This window comes from Anaplasma marginale str. Florida (assembly GCF_000020305.1).
Taxonomy (GTDB): domain Bacteria; phylum Pseudomonadota; class Alphaproteobacteria; order Rickettsiales; family Anaplasmataceae; genus Anaplasma; species Anaplasma marginale.
Map to the genome: position 1 here is coordinate 627801 of NC_012026.1, position 18228 is coordinate 646028.

General features: G+C 51.2%; 11 protein-coding genes. 5 read left to right on the top strand and 6 right to left on the bottom strand.

Annotation, left to right across the window (positions count from 1 at the left end; translation table 11 throughout):
* The first annotated feature begins 339 nt into the window (after positions 1-339).
* Positions 340-3372, top strand: a complete 3033-nt coding sequence (locus AMF_RS07655; RefSeq protein ID WP_012658984.1) for a hypothetical protein — start codon at positions 340-342, stop codon at positions 3370-3372.
* A 424-nt stretch (positions 3373-3796) separates the two neighbouring features.
* Here AMF_RS07655 and prfB read toward each other — a convergent pair.
* The 3 genes from prfB to gatA all read right to left on the bottom strand — a co-directional run bounded on the left by prfB (position 3797) and on the right by gatA (position 7705).
* Positions 3797-4895, bottom strand: a protein-coding gene (prfB, locus tag AMF_RS07660) for a peptide chain release factor 2 (protein ID WP_407059591.1) whose coding sequence is annotated in 2 segments (ribosomal slippage) — positions 3797-4837 and positions 4839-4895 — 1098 coding nt in all. Because the reading frame shifts where the segments join, the coding sequence is not laid out codon by codon here.
* 217 nt (positions 4896-5112) lie between these two features.
* The gene (locus AMF_RS07665; protein WP_023441441.1) at positions 5113-5856 is read right to left on the bottom strand and encodes a YebC/PmpR family DNA-binding transcriptional regulator; all 744 of its coding nucleotides are present in this window, start codon (positions 5854-5856) and stop codon (positions 5113-5115) included.
* A 379-nt stretch (positions 5857-6235) separates the two neighbouring features.
* Positions 6236-7705 carry an Asp-tRNA(Asn)/Glu-tRNA(Gln) amidotransferase subunit GatA gene (gene gatA, locus AMF_RS07670; protein WP_010264692.1) on the bottom strand — a complete coding sequence of 490 codons (1470 nt, stop codon included), beginning with the start codon at positions 7703-7705 and terminating at the stop codon, positions 6236-6238.
* Positions 7706-7998: 293 nt separating this feature from the next.
* Here gatA and AMF_RS07675 point away from each other — a divergent pair, with 293 nt between their 5' ends.
* The 4 genes from AMF_RS07675 to AMF_RS07690 all read left to right on the top strand — a co-directional run bounded on the left by AMF_RS07675 (position 7999) and on the right by AMF_RS07690 (position 15685).
* Positions 7999-9294, top strand: a complete 1296-nt coding sequence (locus AMF_RS07675) for a bifunctional folylpolyglutamate synthase/dihydrofolate synthase (protein WP_012880673.1) — start codon at positions 7999-8001, stop codon at positions 9292-9294.
* A 157-nt stretch (positions 9295-9451) separates the two neighbouring features.
* A complete protein-coding gene (gene hemC, locus AMF_RS07680; RefSeq protein ID WP_010267733.1) occupies positions 9452-10363 on the top strand; it encodes a hydroxymethylbilane synthase in 912 nt (303 codons plus the stop codon).
* Positions 10338-11237 (top strand): UDP-N-acetylmuramate dehydrogenase, encoded by a 900-nt coding sequence (gene murB / locus AMF_RS07685; RefSeq protein WP_010264698.1) that lies wholly within the window; start codon positions 10338-10340, stop codon positions 11235-11237. Before hemC ends, murB begins: the two co-directional genes overlap by 26 nt.
* A 281-nt stretch (positions 11238-11518) precedes the next feature.
* Positions 11519-15685: a type 4 secretion system effector protein gene (locus AMF_RS07690; protein ID WP_012658987.1), complete on the top strand. Its 4167-nt coding sequence runs from the start codon at positions 11519-11521 to the stop codon at positions 15683-15685.
* Between the two features lie 804 nt (positions 15686-16489).
* Here the strand turns inward: AMF_RS07690 and nuoI are convergent.
* The 3 genes from nuoI to AMF_RS07705 are packed head-to-tail and all read right to left on the bottom strand — an operon-like array spanning position 16490 to position 18158.
* A complete protein-coding gene (gene nuoI, locus AMF_RS07695) occupies positions 16490-16972 on the bottom strand; it encodes an NADH-quinone oxidoreductase subunit NuoI (protein WP_011114403.1) in 483 nt (160 codons plus the stop codon).
* 15 nt (positions 16973-16987) lie between these two features.
* Positions 16988-17707 carry a signal peptidase I gene (lepB, locus tag AMF_RS07700; RefSeq protein ID WP_010264705.1) on the bottom strand — a complete coding sequence of 240 codons (720 nt, stop codon included), beginning with the start codon at positions 17705-17707 and terminating at the stop codon, positions 16988-16990.
* A 10-nt stretch (positions 17708-17717) separates the two neighbouring features.
* Complete coding sequence (locus AMF_RS07705) at positions 17718-18158, bottom strand: HesB/IscA family protein (RefSeq protein WP_010267743.1); 441 nt, start codon at positions 18156-18158, stop codon at positions 17718-17720.
* Positions 18159-18228: the final 70 nt, after the last annotated feature.

The following is an 18228-nucleotide window of genomic DNA, read 5'->3' on the forward strand; positions in this document are numbered from 1 at the left end:
CGGCATACTGTATGGCCGCCCAGCACAGCCCAACACAGCACAGCCCAACACAGCATAGCCCAACACAGCATAGCCCAACACAGCATAGCCCAACACAGCATAGCCCAACACAGCATAGCCCAACACAGCATAGCCCCATATAGGCAATCAACGAGTATATCAGTATCACAAGCTGGAGAAGTAACTAAACACATTTGGCGTACGCTGCCTCAACAATATATGTAGTACAAATAGTCGCAATGGAGGAGTATATACACTACCTACGGTGGCAAAATCCGCCATAGCATGTTACAATGTACCGGTACGGCTTCAGCTACACTTGTTAGATAGGTCAAGATTGTGTCCGAACTGTTTCTCAGCTTTTGTAGTGGTCCAGGCGGAACAAGCAGGTGCACCAAACTGCGGGACGTGCTCGCTGCCAATCCGGGGATGCAGCGTAATTTGCTTGCTGTCATCGGTCTAACAGAAAACGGAGTACTGAAAATAGGGCGTGATCACGAGTTTTCTGGATGCAGAATCCGGTTTGCGCCTCCTGATAGTAACTCTCAGGGCATGGAAGAGCCATTTTTCACACTCGATACCGACCTGGATAGTGAGCTGAGTAAATCACTGGCGCGGCTAACGCCAGACAGCGTGCTCTTAACTGGGGCAAGTATACAAGATGCGCAGCTTAAGGCCAGAGTCAGCGTCATTGTGAGCAACGCCGAGTCTGTACAAAGTCTGTTTTCCTTCATTGTGCACATCATAGACAGCGGAATAGTGCTCCAAAACGAGGGACAACGTTCTCGCGCAGGGGGCGCAAAAAAGCGCAGCAGCCTCATGTACCGGCTATTTGGGATCGGTTCCGGGCATGCCGATAACGAGCGTAGCGTGCTTACCTCTGTTTTCGAGTGCTACCTAGATTATTATATCGAGCGCGCATTAAGCTTTATCCATGCCGGCGGTTATGACAGCAATGGTGACAGTGCATGGGCGATTGATCCACGTTTTCTGCACGCCACACTAGACGGGCGCGCTTTGTTACATGACGAAATTACCACCGGCATACTGTCTAGGTTGCACCGTGGCCAGGAATTCATTTCGCCCACATGGAGTTCTCAGGCAAGGCACAGGGCGATGCTACTGTCGGCGGTGTTACGTGCCATTAATGAGCTACCTCAAAATGTGAAAGACGAAGTACGCCGTGATAGCTCAACCAAGCAGCGCTCCAGTATAAACTTCCTATGCGCGTGCGGTATTGCAATATACACCTCGGAAGGGCACTACGTAAGCTCGCAAAAATCTGACATAAGAATACGCAACTTGCTGCATGCTCTCATCACTACTGACCCCGCACGGTACGACGAAGCTGCGGGCATGCTTGCACTTTCGTGTCTAAAGTCTGAAGGCAAAAAGTACAACAAAAAGCTTGTACAGTATCTGATGAATGATGCACGTTTTGCCAGCGTGTATCATAGGTACGATATTGACTGCGCAGAGGCGCGGGATTTACTGTTGAAGCTGAAGAGCAAGTACCAGAGGGTTTGTGACCTCGTGCATTCATGCGGGGGCCAACCACCATCCTTTCCCAAATTCTGTACTTGCAGCTTCTTTGAAAGCCTCCTTCCGGCATTAGAGCGTTGTGGTGGGTTTCAGCTTACCTTGCCAATTCAACTAGACAGCAGCATTAGCAGTGTGCGCATGCACCGGGGTACTGCATTTGGGCAGTATACTCCCACTATTTCCGGTTTGGGGCATGGGGGTGCTGATCTGCTATACCAGAGCCAGGGTGCTGACTATGAGAGCACATCCAAATTTGACGATGTTCGCGTGAGAAAAGCGCTGATAAGGGCTGCAGCAGCATTTGTCGTCGCCGTAGTCATACTGGGTATTGCAGCGGCATTGTATTTTGCAGGCGTCATCAGTGCACAGGTAATGCTTGCCATAGGAATCACCGTTGGAGTAGGTTTCGTGCTGTCTATGGTGGGAGTGGCATTGTCATATAAGAGAAGTGGATACGGGCTTGATGTTGTCGGGCATCGCGGCACCCCCATGCTTACTCTATGCATGAACATCCGCGATAGGAGCCTATTTAATGATGCTTGCGAACAGGAGTCTATATCTAGGTTTGGTATAGCAGACGGGAAGCTGTGCATGGAAGGCCGCCCCATACCTAAAGATAAGTATGTAGCACACGTTTTGGGCGCAGAAGATGAAGTTCCACATGGCATGTGTGTCTTGTTTTGTATGCATGCAACGCGGGATGACGGCGATCTTGAGCTTATTAGAACCGTCTCAAACAAAGCTGCGTGGCCCGAGGGGAGTACCACAAATGTATCGTTTACTGAATGCCCGTACATGGGTATGGATGATTGTAATGTGCATTGTAGTGCGAGCGGCCAATGGTCATCTAGGGCTGGGCACATGATGCTCATGAAGACCCTTGCCAAATCCGGAAGGGTGAATTTGCTGCTTTCGTACTTAGATGCGTATGTGGACTTCATGTGCCCGGACGACGGCCGAAACGCCATAGACCCGAAATTCCGCACTTCAAAGCAGTGGAAGCTTTTATGCAGAGATCACGCAGAGCACGACATCATAGCTGCTATATACGAATACTGCAGCATGCATATTGATGGTAGAAGAAAAGCGTGCCTAGAATACATAATCGCGCTGTTACAGGTGCATGATGTATCGAAAACCCCGGGGAGAAAGTCACACTCTGGTGTTCTATCTAAACTGCAACACAAATATTTGGATAAGTATGCGAGCAATCTGCACCGTCTGGTAAACGGCCCGGAATTCCCGTTCTCAGAAGATATATACAGGCTCGCTTTGGCGGAAGAAAGTGGGGTAACATTCGATCCAGACAACTGGTTTCTCTCTCAAACCGTGCCAGTGCGGTTCACTAGATTCATGTGCGCGGACGATCGTACACTAACATATCCTCAGGGCAACTTCCGCGCTGCAGAAGCCGAGGTTGAACAACAAGTTGCACAACAAGAAGATAGCGAGCCCATGGTAAGCGAAGACGGAGTGCATGAGGAGCCGCAGGATTTGCGTTTAGATGCGGAACGCGGTGCAACGGGACGACGCCGCCCTAACGTAATGGATTCCGAACTTGATGATGACGTCTTGAGCCCTATCGGAGCCGGCACCGACATGGGAAATGGGTTTTTAGAGTACGAAGAAACTGAAATATACCCAGATATGCGGTATGCTCCGGAGAAAGATGAGGACCAGGTAGTAAGCGCGCCACAGCAACAACAGAAAAACAGTGGCCCACGTGGCAAGATACCGGCAAGGTGCGGAGTGGAACACGCCGGCAAGATACACATCAACAGCTACCAACAACAAGGTGGTGCACAGGGATTGCGCGCCGGTGGAGGTTAGTAAAAAACAGGTATGCGCCCTGGCAACCCATGGGGAGCACCTGGAGCAAGAATGGTGCAGCCACTCTTAGGAAGCCGCATTATCGCTGAGCCAAGTGAAGTGCGCATCAACGCTATCAACAAGGTGGTGCACAAGGGCTGCGCTCCGGCGGGGCCAGTATGGCAGTGGAATGTCCTCGCGTGGTGCCATAGACGGGACTGCCGTGCAGCAGACCTACACGCCACACGGGCTGTAGCTATATCCAACAAAGAATAGGCAGTGGAATGCCCAGCCGTGGGGGAACGGAACACGCAATAGACCGAGCTGCCATGGAGAATATGTGGTGGAATGTCCTCGCGTGGTGCCATAGCCGGCCACCGTGCAGCACTCCACATCACCGCACAGGTGTATCACCCAACAATGAACACCCATGAGGCAGTTTGCATTATTTCTGTGCTTGGGATAATTTGTAAGTCAGAGCCGCAGCAATAAACTTATCCAGATCCCCGTCGAGCACGGCATCCACATCTCCCGTTTCGTGCCCGGTTCTCAAATCTTTAACCATGCGGTACGGGTGCATTACGTACGACCTGATTTGGTGACCCCATCCTATATCGCATCTGCTGTCATGTTCCTGGGCCATTTTCTTTTCCTTTTCTTGAAGCTCCATTTCGTAAAGGCGACTTCGTAGCAAACTGTACGCCTCTGCGCGGTTTTGATGCTGGGACCTACTGGTCTGGCACTGCACCACTATACCCGACGGCATGTGAGTGATGCGCACTGCGCTCTCGGTTTTATTTACGTGCTGTCCGCCCGCCCCAGAGGCCCTGTATGTGTCAATACGCAGATCCTTCTCAAGTATCTCAATATCAATTTTATCATCAGCTATTGGTGACACTTCCACGCTGGCAAAGCTTGTATGGCGCCTTGATGAAGAGTCAAACGGAGATATCCGCACCAGCCTATGTACACCGCTCTCAGTCTTCGCCCAACCGTACGCCCCATTTCCGGATATCTTAACCGTCACCGATTTCAATCCTGCGGCTTCACCGTCAATCTTATCTACAATTTCTGTAGTAAACCCGTGAAAGGTCCCTGCCCATCTTATGTACATGCGGAGCAGCATAGCAGCCCAGTCATTACTCTCCGTGCCCCCAGCACCAGGACGGATAACCAGGAAGCACCCGCTGCCGTCGGCCTCCCCAGAAAACATGCACTCAGCCTTTTTTTGGCTGACACGACGCTCCAACTGGGTTAACGCGCTCCACAAACCGTCGAGAAACTCGCTATCGCTTTCGTCTGCCACGTCAAGCAACTCGACGCACTCGGCATACTCCTTCTCCAAGGCACGGAATGAGGCCAGAACCTCCTCTACCCTTGCTCTTTCACTAAGTAATTTCTTTGCGTTCTCTTGATCGTCCCACAAGGAGGCAGATGAGCAACGGGAGTCTAACTCCTCCAAAGAACTCGCGAGGGCGCTAACGTCAAAGACACCTCGCTATAGACTCCAGGTCCACCCCAAGCCTATGTATGAATTCCGAAATTGTAGACCTACTATGCACCAACACCCCCAAAGCTATTATGCCTCACCCCTATCTTTAGACGCCAACCTATTGAATACTAGATAAAACAAGAACACACACAACAACAGCTTTAACATAAATCCCATATCTAGGCGACTGCGCCGATGCTAGCAGATAGGCACGGAAAAGGCAAGCCGCGAAAATATCGTGCAACGGGTAACTCCTTGTTTACGTTCCACTAACCCACAAGTGAAAAGTCCCCCTCAACATACTGTACGTCGTCGTTATCTTCGAGATCATTAAGAAAATTCATAAGCTTTGTGTTGAGCTCTGGAGAGTCTACCAGTACCCGCTGTTTCGGCCTCCAAGACAACCTCGCCAACTCGCCGTCAGAGTACTGCGCGTACAATCCATCTCTCACTTTACCAAAGTCCTCCACGCTGCAAATTATGGCATATACTTTATCTTCACCCTCGCCATCTTCTTCCAGATCTATCGCCCCCAGGCTGGTTGCAAGGTTAAAAAGGGCATCGAAACTCTCAATGCTTTCCGCCTTGTATACTACCAACCCTACATGGTCGAAAAGATATGCTATGCTGCCCTTCTCCCCCAATTTGCCACCGTGCTTGGAAAAAATATGCCTGAGCTCACCAGCAGTACGATTGCGATTGTTGCTCAGCGCATGCACAACAATAGCCGTGCTGCCGGGGCCGTACCCCTCATACGTAATCTCCTCATAGCTGTCATCCGCTGCGTTGCCCTGCGCACTCTTTATAGCGGCCTCTATTTTGTCTTTTGGCAGATTTTCCGCCTTGGCAGAAGCTATTGCCGCCCTCAACCTTGGGTTCAGATCCGGGGTTGGCGGGCCGCTTCTAGCAGCAATGATTATCTCCTTCCTGAGTTTGGTAAACACCTTTGAGCGTTTTGCATCCTGCGCCCCTTTACGATGTTTAATATTTGCAAACTGCGAATGACCAGCCATAGCACACCCCCCAATACCGCAAACTGCGCGTAGTAACCCAAGCGCCACCACAGTCTAAGTCTTGCGGGGCAGATATGCAATCCTATTCCGCACAAACCACCAGCGCGGGGCCGCACCTCCTAAGTTACATCCACTGAGCATGGCCAATACCACTAATGCCACCAGCGGCGCTTATGGCCACCGTAGAAAATGGCAAGTCGACCCCGCCACCATGCAAGTAAAATCCACCTAAAAGCCATGTAGATGTTGCAGCGCACCCTCTAAGTTATATCCACCTGAGAACGGTCCACAACCCCAATGTGACCTGCATCGCCTACGGTGCCGTCCTCCGCCCCACAGAAAATGACAAAAAACCGTCTTACTTGCGGCAAAACCCCACCTAAAAGCCATGTAGATGTTGCAGCACTCCCCCGGAATGCTCGTAAATCACAGCAGCCAAATTTAGCATCCCACATTCGTCATGGTAATTCCCTATAACCTGCAACGCCATGGGTAGTTTGCGCTCTGACAGCCCTGCGGGAACGGAGATCGCCGGCAGCCCAGCCAAACTGGCGGGAACCGTGAAAACATCCGTAAAATATCTATCCATGGCACTGAGGGGCTCTTCAATCCCAGTGGCCTCCACCGGGGTGGTCAGCGCAAGTATGCAATCGACCTTCTTGAAGGCCTCTTCAAAGTCTCGTATCACAAGGCATCTCACCCTCTGGGCTTTGTCATAGTAGGCACGGCGGTAACCAGAAGACAGCGTATAGGCCCCGATCAGCATCCTGCGCTTCACTTCCTCACCAAAATTAAGGCTCCTAGTGAGCTCGTACATCTCATCTATGGTTTCACCCTCTACCCTAGTGCCATACCTTATCCCGTCATAACGAGCCAAATTCGACGACGCTTCAGACGAAGCGAGTATGTAATATACGGGCAAGGCATAGGTGGTATGAGGTAGACTGATTTCCACAATTTCCGCGCCACAGTCCAGCAAATGCTTGATGTTCTGATCCCACATCGCTGCTATATCCCCCCGATTTTTCGGGAGTTCGTACTCCTTCGGGATACCAATGCGCACTCCGCGTACATCACGGCTAATACCACCCAAAAAGTCTGGCACAGCCTCCTGAGAAGACGTAGAATCTTTTTGATCGTAACCGCATATTGCATTCAGCATCACCGCTGCATCTTCCACCGTGCGGGCAAGCACCCCAGCTTGGTCCAAGGAGCTCGCATATGCTATCATACCCCAGCGTGAGCACCTACCATAAGTTGGTTTTGCGCCGACAACGCCGCACAAGGCAGCAGGCTGCCGGACAGATCCACCTGTATCACTGCCTAACGCGCCCGCACACAATAACCCAGCCACCGCTGCGCTAGACCCACCTGATGACCCACCAGGCGTTAAATCTTTTCCCTCAGTGCCTTTCCACGGATTTTTGACCGGCCCAAAGCAGCTATAAGTGTTCGAAGACCCCATAGCAAACTCATCCATGTTGAGCTTGCCCAACATTACCGCACCGCTGTCCCACAACTTTTGGGAAACAGTGGATTCATAAGTTGGCACAAAATTTTTTAATATATTAGAGCACGCTGTGGTTCTTACTCCCTTGGTGCAAAAAAGGTCCTTAACCCCCACCGGTATACCAGACATTGGGTGAATGGGCTCCCCACGCTGTAATAGACCATCCGTCCTGTCCGCAGCCGCCAATGCCAATTCAGGAGTGGTTGTGACAAACGCATTGAGTGTATCTTGCTCTACCGCGCCAATATATGCCTCAGTAAGCTCCCGCGCGGAAAAGTCTTTATTCTTCAGGCAACGATGCGCCTCTAAAATCGATAGCTTTAAGAGCTCACGCTTCATACAAAACGGTCAAAAATCCACCGGCGTGATGGAGGTTATCACACTTTGTGAGCGAAGCAACTGAATTTAGGAAATACAGGAACCGAATGTTCATGCCTCTACATCGCAAACATGAAACCACGGTGCCTCGGGCGAGATGTATAATCACCAATTCACGTATATCATGCAGCGGGAGCGTTGCTATATCGCACACACAACACAGCCTACAATAGCGGAGAAGGTTGAGGCTTCCAGCGCCATTCGCTATACTTGCTGTGTGTCCCACTACGTGTAGACTGGTAGGTACTGGTATTATGGTGTTCATGCCGCGCTGGCCGAGAGTTCTAGAATGCCGCGTTCCAGACTTCCAGCTCGATAGAATAACTAAAATGCTGGAGAGGCTGGGTAACCCTGAAAAGCACATGCCCCCAGTTGTGCACGTCGCCGGTACGAATGGGAAGGGTTCCACGATCGCGTTCCTGGCCCATATCTTTCGCTCTGCGGGAATTAGAGCCCATGTTTATACGTCACCACACCTAGTAGAGTTCAACGAAAGGATAGTGCTCAGCGGAGAGCAAATTTCTGATGCCTACTTGGATGAAATTTTGGCAGAGTGCGAAGCAGCAAGTAGTGGCATACAGACTACATTTTTCGAAGCAACAACAGCCGCCGCTTTCTTGGCGTTTTCCAAAGTAGAAGCTGATATCACACTCGTAGAGGTGGGTATGGGCGGCAGGCTTGATGCCACAAATGTTGTCGAACCAATTATGTCAATCATAACCTCCATATCCTTAGACCACACAAGCTCCCTCGGCACAACAGTAGAGCTCATAGCTGGAGAAAAATCTGGAATTATCAAGCGCGGTACAAGTTGTGTTGTTGCTCCACAGGAGACAGAATCTATCATGCGCACAATTGAATACTACGCAATGCGTGATCAGGCATTTTTATATCGTGGAGGCATCGAATGGTCTTGCAAAAAAAGTAGCGGTAGGATGCTATTTTCCACCGGCGAGGCCTCGTATGAGTTCCCCCTCCCATCACTGCCCGGTGACCATCAGGTGATTAATGCCGGCAACGCCATAGCCGCATGTAGTATTCTATCTGGAAAATTTGGCTACAAAATTGATTATGAAGACATAGTCGGTGGGCTCACCAACACCAGGTGGCCCGCAAGGCTCGAGAGAATAACTAGCGGGTTCATACCCAAACTTTTACCCAAGGGCTGGAGGCTGTTTTTGGATGGGGCACACAATCCAGCGGGGGCGCAGGTCCTCAGCGATTGGATCGAACAGAGCACAAGTGGTGGTTTATACCTCATAGTGGGCATGACTAGAGGCAAAGATTCCAAAACGTTCTTATCCTGCCTCAAGAAGCATATAAAATTTCTGTGTGCAGTCTGCGTAAAGTCTGAGCCAAGAGCTCAACTCGCGGAAGAGCTCGCGCAGGACGCCGCAGAGCTTGGCATTCCCTCCTCGGCAGAAAGTGATATACAGTCTTCCATCAGGAAAATTCTCAGCATTGGGGATTCTGGCCCAGAGCCCACAATTTTGGTGTGCGGGTCACTATTCCTAGCGGGTGACTTGCTCAAAGAGAGCGTTGTATGCTGATATCACAATTTTATCATGGCTAGGTGGAAGAGTTATCAGGTCAAGGCGAGGTTGTCTACCATCACTGCGATTCATGTTTGACGCCATGTGGAGTAACTGGCAAATATATGCTAACTCTGGGTCTCGATGAGTACTTCCGTTGTAGTGGTGAGGGTGTATGTATGCTCCTGTGGTCAGGCTGGGAACAAGAGGAAGCACGCTGGCACTAATACAAGCAGAGGAGGTCAAAGCCGCAATTGCAGCCCACTTTCCTGAGGTCCGAGTGGATGTTACCAAGATAAAAACGTCTGGGGATGTAAAGGTTGACAGGCCACTGTGTGACATTGGCGGCAAGGGCCTGTTCATCAAAGAGATAGAAGAGGCCCTGTTGGCCAATAAGATAGACATTGCCGTACACTCGGCCAAGGATGTTCCGGGCTTTTATTCCGAAAACTTAGACATGCCGTGCGTACTCAAAAGAAGATCTCCCATGGACGTTTTTATATCTGTAAAGTACAAAAGCCTAAACTCCTTACCCGCCGGAGCAAAAATCGGCACCTCATCGATCAGAAGAAAGGTGCAGCTTCTCGCTTTCAGACCAGACCTGGAAATAACCCCCATGCGGGGCAATGTTGACACCAGAATCGCTAAGGTACAATCTGGCGAGTGCGACGGTATAGTGCTGGCTGAGGCTGGGGTGGACAGGATATCTGCACGTGCTAAGATCACCGAGGTATTACATCCAGACGTGATGTTGGGGGCCGTAGGCCAGGGGGCAATATGCGTTCAGTGTAGAAAAAGCGACGAAGGAATAGTGCGTATGCTCGCAAAGTTGAACGACCATGAGTCATTCACGGCCGTGCTGGCTGAGCGAAGCTTCATGAAGGCTGTGAACGGCTCCTGCCACACACCTTTAGCTGCAATGGCTAGGTATGTGGACAGTGGCCTGATGTCGATGAAGTGCATGCTAGCGCATGACTCTCGTACCATGGTATCCGCAGAACGCACTTTTCCTGAACGTGATGCAGAAAGTGTGGGCTTTGAAATGGGGGTGATGCTCAAAGATGAGTTACGGCTTCGTGGCGTATAACTTGCCCAAGGTGCAGGGAACGTATCGCAGGGGCGTTAAAATGCACAATGCAACGTGGTTCAATGTTGGGGGCGTAGCAGAAGTTGTGTTCAAACCCTCAAGTGTAGAGGACCTGGCCGCGTTTGTACGAGATACAAACCTACCAATATCCGTGGTGGGCGTTGCATCAAACCTTATCGTGAGAGACGGCATAGTAAAGGGGGTGGTTGTCAAGCTTGGAAGGGAGTTTTCGTACATCAACTGCAATGGTAACATCATAACTGCTGGATGCGCCACACTCCTGAGCAACCTTGCTGTGGCGGCCCAAGAGAGTGGAATCTCGGGACTCGAGTTTTTTGTAGGCATACCCGGCACTGTCGGCGGAGCAATTGAAATGAACGCGGGTGCGTACGGCGGCGACGTCGCTTCAGTGCTACGTTCAGTCCGGGCAGTAAATGAGCACGGGGAAATTTGCACGCTTTCCAATGATGATATGCGATATTCATACCGAGAGCACGGGCTGGTGGGCAAATGGATTTTCGTTGATGCAACTTTTGTTGGGGCTTGCGGTGACCGTGACGCTATTAAGGGCACAATGCGCGAGTTTATTGCACGACGCAACGATTCACAACCTGTGAGGGGAAGAACTGGCGGATCCACCTTTAAAAACCCTGAAGGGCATCAGGCGTGGGAGTTGATAGACAAGGCGGGATGCAGAGGGCTCCAAATTGGAGGGGCGCAGGTCTCCGAGAAGCACTGCAATTTTTTACTGAACTGCGGCGGGGCAACTGCAAAAGATCTTGAAGATCTAGGAAATGAAATCCGCTGCAGGGTACATAGCATGTTTGGCATAAAGCTTGAGTGGGAAATCAGATTTCTAGGATGTGGGTTGTAGGCACTGCAATGCAGAAATAGTGCGCGTATGCCTGCAACTCCAGCCCTCAGTAAGTTAAGTAATCACACGCGCGTACACGCACCCTACCGGCATACAGTGTACACACCATTTATGCGTAGGGTGGTGTCTTTGACGCATTTTAGCGGATAATTAATACTTTAACGATATTATACGCAGTGCAACTCGCTTGCTGAGCGTGATTGTGACACATGCAACAATAGCTTGAAGCCAACGTTTTAGTAAACGTATTCGGCGCCAGGCGCAATTGCGGTACGTTAACTATGTCTGAAGAATCTCTCATGGCTTCTCCTGGATCTCGATCATCTGGACCGAAGACTTCTGAACACAAAGAGGGGGAGCTCGGTTCCACTGATACTGCACACAAAGGTTTGAACAACGAGGCTTCTGTGCCCGGAGCAGCAGTACCGGAGAGTGCTGTACCCACTACGCCAACACCGACACCGACGCCACCGCCAGGCGTGCCGCCAGTACCGCCACTGCAGCCACGAGAGGAAGCTAGGCGTACCCTGACCTATGCGTGGGGCAATATGCAGCGCGACGAGTACGCGGAGTTTGTAGCGCAACTTGAGAACGTGCCTACGGGGTACGAGGATACTTGGCTACTCGAATCGGACCTAAAGACAATACTGCACCATGCGTGCTCCGCGGGAGATCCCAAATACGTTAGCTACTTGCTGGATCATGGATACAGCATATCAGCCGTTGACATTCAGGCAAATACGCCCCTGCATGACGCGGCAACCGCGCTGGACGATCAGTCCGCGGCCAGGTTGCAGCTGATTCTGGAACATCTTGGGTACGGGCACCCCACTGCAAGAGCGCTCAATCGTCAAGGTGAGGCACCTCTGCATTCTGCGATTGCCTGTGAGAATCTAGAAAATGTAAAGAAGTTCGTTGAGCTCAGCGACTGCAGCCTGCTTGATTTAGAATTGCGAACATTTCTACACCGAGCGGCACGGAACCAAGGCGATGAATTCACGTCACACGTTCTGGAGCATGTGAAAGCACAAGTTGCAGCATCGAAAGACATTGCAAAACACTACAAGGCGCTGTTATGCTCTGAGGACCTGAGTGGTTACCTGCCAGCGCACTATGCGGCCACACGTGGACTGCAAAACTCTGGTATTAAAATACTCCAAGAAACCATCGCGCAGGCACGGATGAGCGGTGGGAACACCGGTGTCAGCAACGTCCTGCAGCACATGGGTGGCGCCGGCAATACAATTCTGAACTGTGCAACAAAAGGTAAGTGCAGACCACTGCTGGAGGAAGCAGTTAAGATTTATGCGCAACACTGCCAAGCCGGATTCTCAATCCAAGATGAACAAGGCAGGGCACCCATCCACAACGCAGCTGGGTACGTTAGCGCGGACCTTTTTGCGAAAATACTTCACAATACAAACACTCAGGCTTTCGATAAGCATACACAAGACGGTGCAAACCTGCTAAGCCTCGTAATGCAGGATAAAGCAGATCGCACCAGACGGCAGGGGAAAATAAAGCTGTGTCTGGACGTTCCCGAAATCGCACAGTGGATAAACACTCCGGGCCTGAATGGTATGGTCCCACTATGTGAGATGTACCTGGAAGGCAACAGCGTAGAGTATATAACAGACCTGATAAAGAGCGATAAAGTAGACGTAGATAGCCGATGCACAGATGGCAGGTCTGTGATACACATTGCAGCGGAAAGAGGCGATGTTAAGGTCTTGGAAGCGCTGTTACTGAACAGGAAGAACGCAAAAGGAGATGCAAAATTCCCTGTATCTGAGGGCCAATGTACTCCTGCAGTTCACGTGCTACAAACCAGGAGCGACGATGACGCTACCCTTGAAGTTATCAAGCGATTGATTCCCCAAGAGCCCTCCTTGGAAGATGTGGCACTCCATGCTGCGCGCTCCGGGAATTATCGTGTACTGCGATATGTGACTGACTGTACACAAGGGCACGGTGGGATTGATGTCAACCGCGAGCTTAGAGACGCCAAAGGGAACGTTGTTAGCATCTGCGGTGAGCTGCTGAGGAACGGGCATATTAATATAGTAAGCAAATTGGTCGAGACCCAGGGCGCAAGACTCGAGGGGATTGACAGCCAGTGTGCCTTGTCCTCTGCAATTCAGGGGAACTGTTTTACAAACAATCGGGGAAATATCGCCGGCTACAACTGGTTTGAACGTGCCTATGCTCAGCTCATGGCGCTGTTCACAGGACTTACAGATATGGTCCTCAAGATTTTCAACGAGGGCATCGCAATCGAGCGTGGCATAAAACTTCTCCTGCAAAACGGCGCTGAGATTCGTGGCTATGAAGTGGAACAAACCGCACTCGGGGATGACGATACACCATTGATCTTCGCAATAAAACACGCGCAGCCAAATACGATCTTGGTTCGGTTCCTGATTAGAAATGGGGCTGACGTAAATTGCCGCGATAGCTCCGGAAATACTGCGCTGCATGCCGCAGTTGAACTGTTAAAATTCCCTGAAAAGCAGAAATGCGCTCAAGAGTTTGTGGACCTGCTTTGCGCCCGTGGTGCCTCTGCTCGCCAGCGCAATGCTCAGGGCCATACTCCACTGCACATGGCAGCTGCGTACAGGAGTATACCCGCATTTGAGAGCATATTGAGGAGCAACAAGCTCAGTGCACTGGAGCGCTCCAGCGTTGATGGGTCTTCGGCGCTACACGTTGCCATGAAGAGCGGCGTGGGTGAAAGTGACATTATGAGAATGCTGAAGAGCTGCCAGCAAATTTTAGCTCCAGTTGAGCTTGCACAGATGTTGAGCACACATGATTCAAGCGGCAACACCCTGATGCATGTTGCTGCGGAGCTGGATTTCAAAGATGTCGTGGCGTTTGGCCTGGACAATGGCGCACAGATGTCTATTAAAAACGCAGAGGGTAAACTTGCTCACGAGCTAGCTCCACCATCAGGCCACATAGCGGGCGGCAAGTTAGCTAGCAAGATGGCCACACAGGTCAACAGCGAGGGAGGAGCTCGTAGCTACAGCACAGTTAAAGTAGATCCTTTAGGGCGTACCAGTCGTGCAAGACGCAATGTACGAACCCCTGCACCCAAAGCTGGTAGCATCGCAGGCAGGATTCCTGCTGCCGCAGCAGGCGGTGCAGCAAATGATGATAACAAAAACAGGGGTACTGGGCCTTCGGGTCCCGGTAGCACCGGCAGTCCATCGCAGGGTGGCAGCGGCGTGCCTGGGGCCTACGGCCCCGACGCGAAGGCGGCAAGTGCGTATGGTGCACATGCACAAGATATTCAGCAACCTAGCGCCCCCGGCCTTGACACTCCTGGCAATGCAGCGGTATGCCCTGATGGTCATGGACACCCTACAACTCACCCATTGAATAATGCTACTGCACCCACAGCACCGCATCCGGATACAAGTGCTGACAGTACACCTCCGCCATATGCGTCTATTTTCGGCATTCTTACCACAGACACAGAAGATACGGCGTACACACGGCCTGTAACATTATATCCGAAGATAGGCGGTTCCGGTTCACCTACCCCAGCTGCAGCTGGCACTGCAGCTCAGGATGTGCAGAGAGCTCTGCATACAGACGCCGCACTTGATGAAAGAGAGGAGCAGGAACGTGGATACGATAGGACGCAATACAATATTGAGGAAGCCCTAGAGAGTGCCATAGACGCTCTTGGTGTTGATAGTCTATCAGGGCTGGTAGGTATGTTCTCTTCAGCAGCGCAGCAGCTGGAACAGTGTAAGGATGGAAAGCAACAGCCCCTCAAAGCCGCTGCGGAAGTAGCAGGCTCAGAAACACTGGCAGATGCGGCAAAGCGGCTTCTGAGTGCTCTTGGTAGCATAACAGCAGCAAGCGATCAGGAAAAAACAGGAAGAGCTGCGGATCAACGAGCGGCAGAGGCGGCAGAAAGCGGCGTGGCAAGCGATGCTCAACAACAAGCACACGGTGCTTCATCGCAATCTACGGGGCAGAAACAGCAAGACGGCACTACACAGGAACAAGGCACAGCGGAAATGGCCGCTCCAGCAACAACCGAACAAGTTGTTATCGGCGGTCTAAGCAGGCTAGCAGCAGCGGCACAATCATCCTTGCGTGCTCATAGCGGAACAACTGCAGAAGGCAAGCAAGAACAAAAAACAAAGGCCACTGCGGCATCATCGGCGCTGAATGCTACTGGTACCGCTGCTGGAAAGGCAAAGAGCGGTGTGGCGAGCGATGCCCCACAACAAGCACATGGCGCTGCATCGCAATCTACAGGGCAGAAGCCGAAGGATGCAAAGCTTAGCACCGAAGTTGAAGGCGCAGTAAAAGTACTTGCCGATTCCATCAATCAAGCAGAGAACGATATGGCGGCGGCGAGCAGTACCTCACAACAACCAGCAGGTAAACAACCTCCAGCACCTACAAAACACCTGTCCAGAGGCTGGTAAGTTTTTCCCCGTGAGCAGCCTGGGCAGGAGCCTTACAGCACCAGAAACTTGAATCGCCGGCGCCCAGGGGGCGCCTCATTTCCCCGGATACCGGGCGCACTCAAAACTCTTGGTACCACCGACATAACCTAGCGCCTACATCCTCACAGCACTACCTACACCTTATCTTTCAACCTCCTACCCCTAGCATCTCGCCCAACTCTACTGAGCACCAACACACTTGAAGTTCTTGGTACCACCTGACAATAACCCGGCTCCCCCTGACTCTACAGGTTTGGGACTCACCCAATGTTGTCTTCCCAATCACACACAAGCCCACACCTCGTCTACTAACCTCCTACCCTTGACACCCAGCCCAACCAATGCCACCACCTCTGCACCGTCACTACCCAGCAGAGGTGGTAGCCTTGGTGGCGGTGCCCAGTTGGGCTGAGTGCCAAAGGTAGGAGGTACGAATGAGGTGCAGGGAGTTCGGAGATAGGGGCTTGGGTTAGTCGGTGGTACAAGGAACTTCAGCTGTGTTGGCGGTGCAGGCGATACCAGTAAATTTGACTATACCGAAGTGCATAAGAAGCAGGTGTAGGTGATACCGAGAACTTCAGCTGTGGCCTTGGCAGTGAGTAGAGTTGGGCTGAGATGCCAGGGGCTGTGGCATCAGGGTTGCGGCGATATGGCAGCAGGAGCATAGAGCTTTTTGTGGGTAACGCGAGCAACCACGGCGTCACAGGTACAAACAGTCGGAACTGCGTCGTTTTATAACTAGAAGAATGCAGGGGACTGAGGGGCAGTAGATGAGTATGTAGGTTAGTAGTACGGCCTGTTCTTCCTGATTCGAAAATCTAATGCCTCTTCCCAAACATCCCCGTTGCAGAGCAGCTTTTCTTTGTTGTACATCAGCTCTTCCCTGGTCTCTGTGGCATATTCAAAGTTAGGACCTTCAACGATTGCGTCAACCGGGCAGGCCTCTTGGCAGAAACCACAGTATATGCACTTGGTCATGTCTATGTCGTACCTTACGGTTCTGCGGCTACCATCCCCTCGCTCTGCCGCTTCTATAGTGATTGCCTGTGCGGGACATATGGCCTCACACAGCTTGCAGGCTATACAGCGCTCTTCACCATCATCATACCTGCGCAGTGCATGCTCCCCACGAAACCTGGTACTCAATGGGCCCTTTTCAGAAGGATAGCGAAGCGTGACCTTGGGCCTAAACATGCTTACCAATGTTAGCATGAACCCTTTTACACCCGCAATGACAACCCCGAACAGAACCATAACTCGCCGCATCTGCTACCCCGTTTATTACCTTACAGCGCGAAACACCCGATCAAACCTCAATTCAAAAGGAAGCCAGCCCTTGCCCCTCTTGAACGAGAGTACAATGACCAAAGCCTTGCCCACAATGTTTTCTATCGGTATGTTGCCAACCTCTGTAACAAAGCGGCTATCTCTGGAATCATCCCGGTTGTCCCCCAACACGAAAATATGCCCCTGGGGCACTACGTAAACTGGAGTATTGTCCAAGGAGCTGTTTTCAAGCTCGTCTAGTATCTCATAAGACTTGCCATTGTACAGAGTTTCAGTGTACTGTTTAAAGGATTTGTTGCCATCGAAAAAATCCTCTATACGCTTATAACCCATTTCCTTGCCGTTTATTTGTAAGCGCCCACCGATTATTTGCACCTTATCGCCCGGAAGGCCTATAACCCTCTTCACATAGTTTGTACCGGGGTTTGATGGCAGACGGAATACAACAACATCGCCAGCCTGGGGAGTAGTGTATAGAACCCTACCCTTGAAAATGGGGGGAGACAGTATAATTGAGTAGCGGCTGTACCCGTAACTGTATTTACTGACAAATATATAGTCCCCCGCGAGCAATCCGCTCTTCATTGAACCAGAGGGTATGTGAAACGGCTCCATTACAAAACTGCGGAAGATAACTGCAGTCAACAACGCAGCCGCCACTACACCTAAAACTCTAAATAGGGAAGGACCTCTCTCCCTAGAAACAGAAGACAAGCAACCCCTCCTACAATGAAAAACTGTTCCCGCAACCGCAGCCAGACTTGGCGGCAGGGTTGTTGACCACGAATCTGGAGCCGTTAATATCCTCTACGTAGTCTATGGTAGAATCTTGTAAGAACTTCCTAGAACAGCGATCTACGAATAGTATCGGCCTTCCAGAAGCATCTGAGAGTATGAGGTCTGACCCACCTTCAACCTCATCGTTATCTTCTTCATCGCCGTCCATGTCGTCAAACCCCGAATCATCATCCTCCGGATATTCATCGGAGGAGTCTGCATCGTCTTCATATGAACCAGTGGCAAACTCATATTTAAACCCAGCGCAACCGCCACTTTGCACAGAAACCTTAAGAAGCGAGGAACCACCCTCCTCTCGCAAAACAGCCATGATCTTATTAACGGCACCCTCGGTTAGGGTAAGCCCACAACTCTCTAGACCGGACATAGAAACAACCGCGCTAACAAAAACCCCGGCGAGTGTATCATGAACTTTTTTAGTATGTCAAACAGATTGC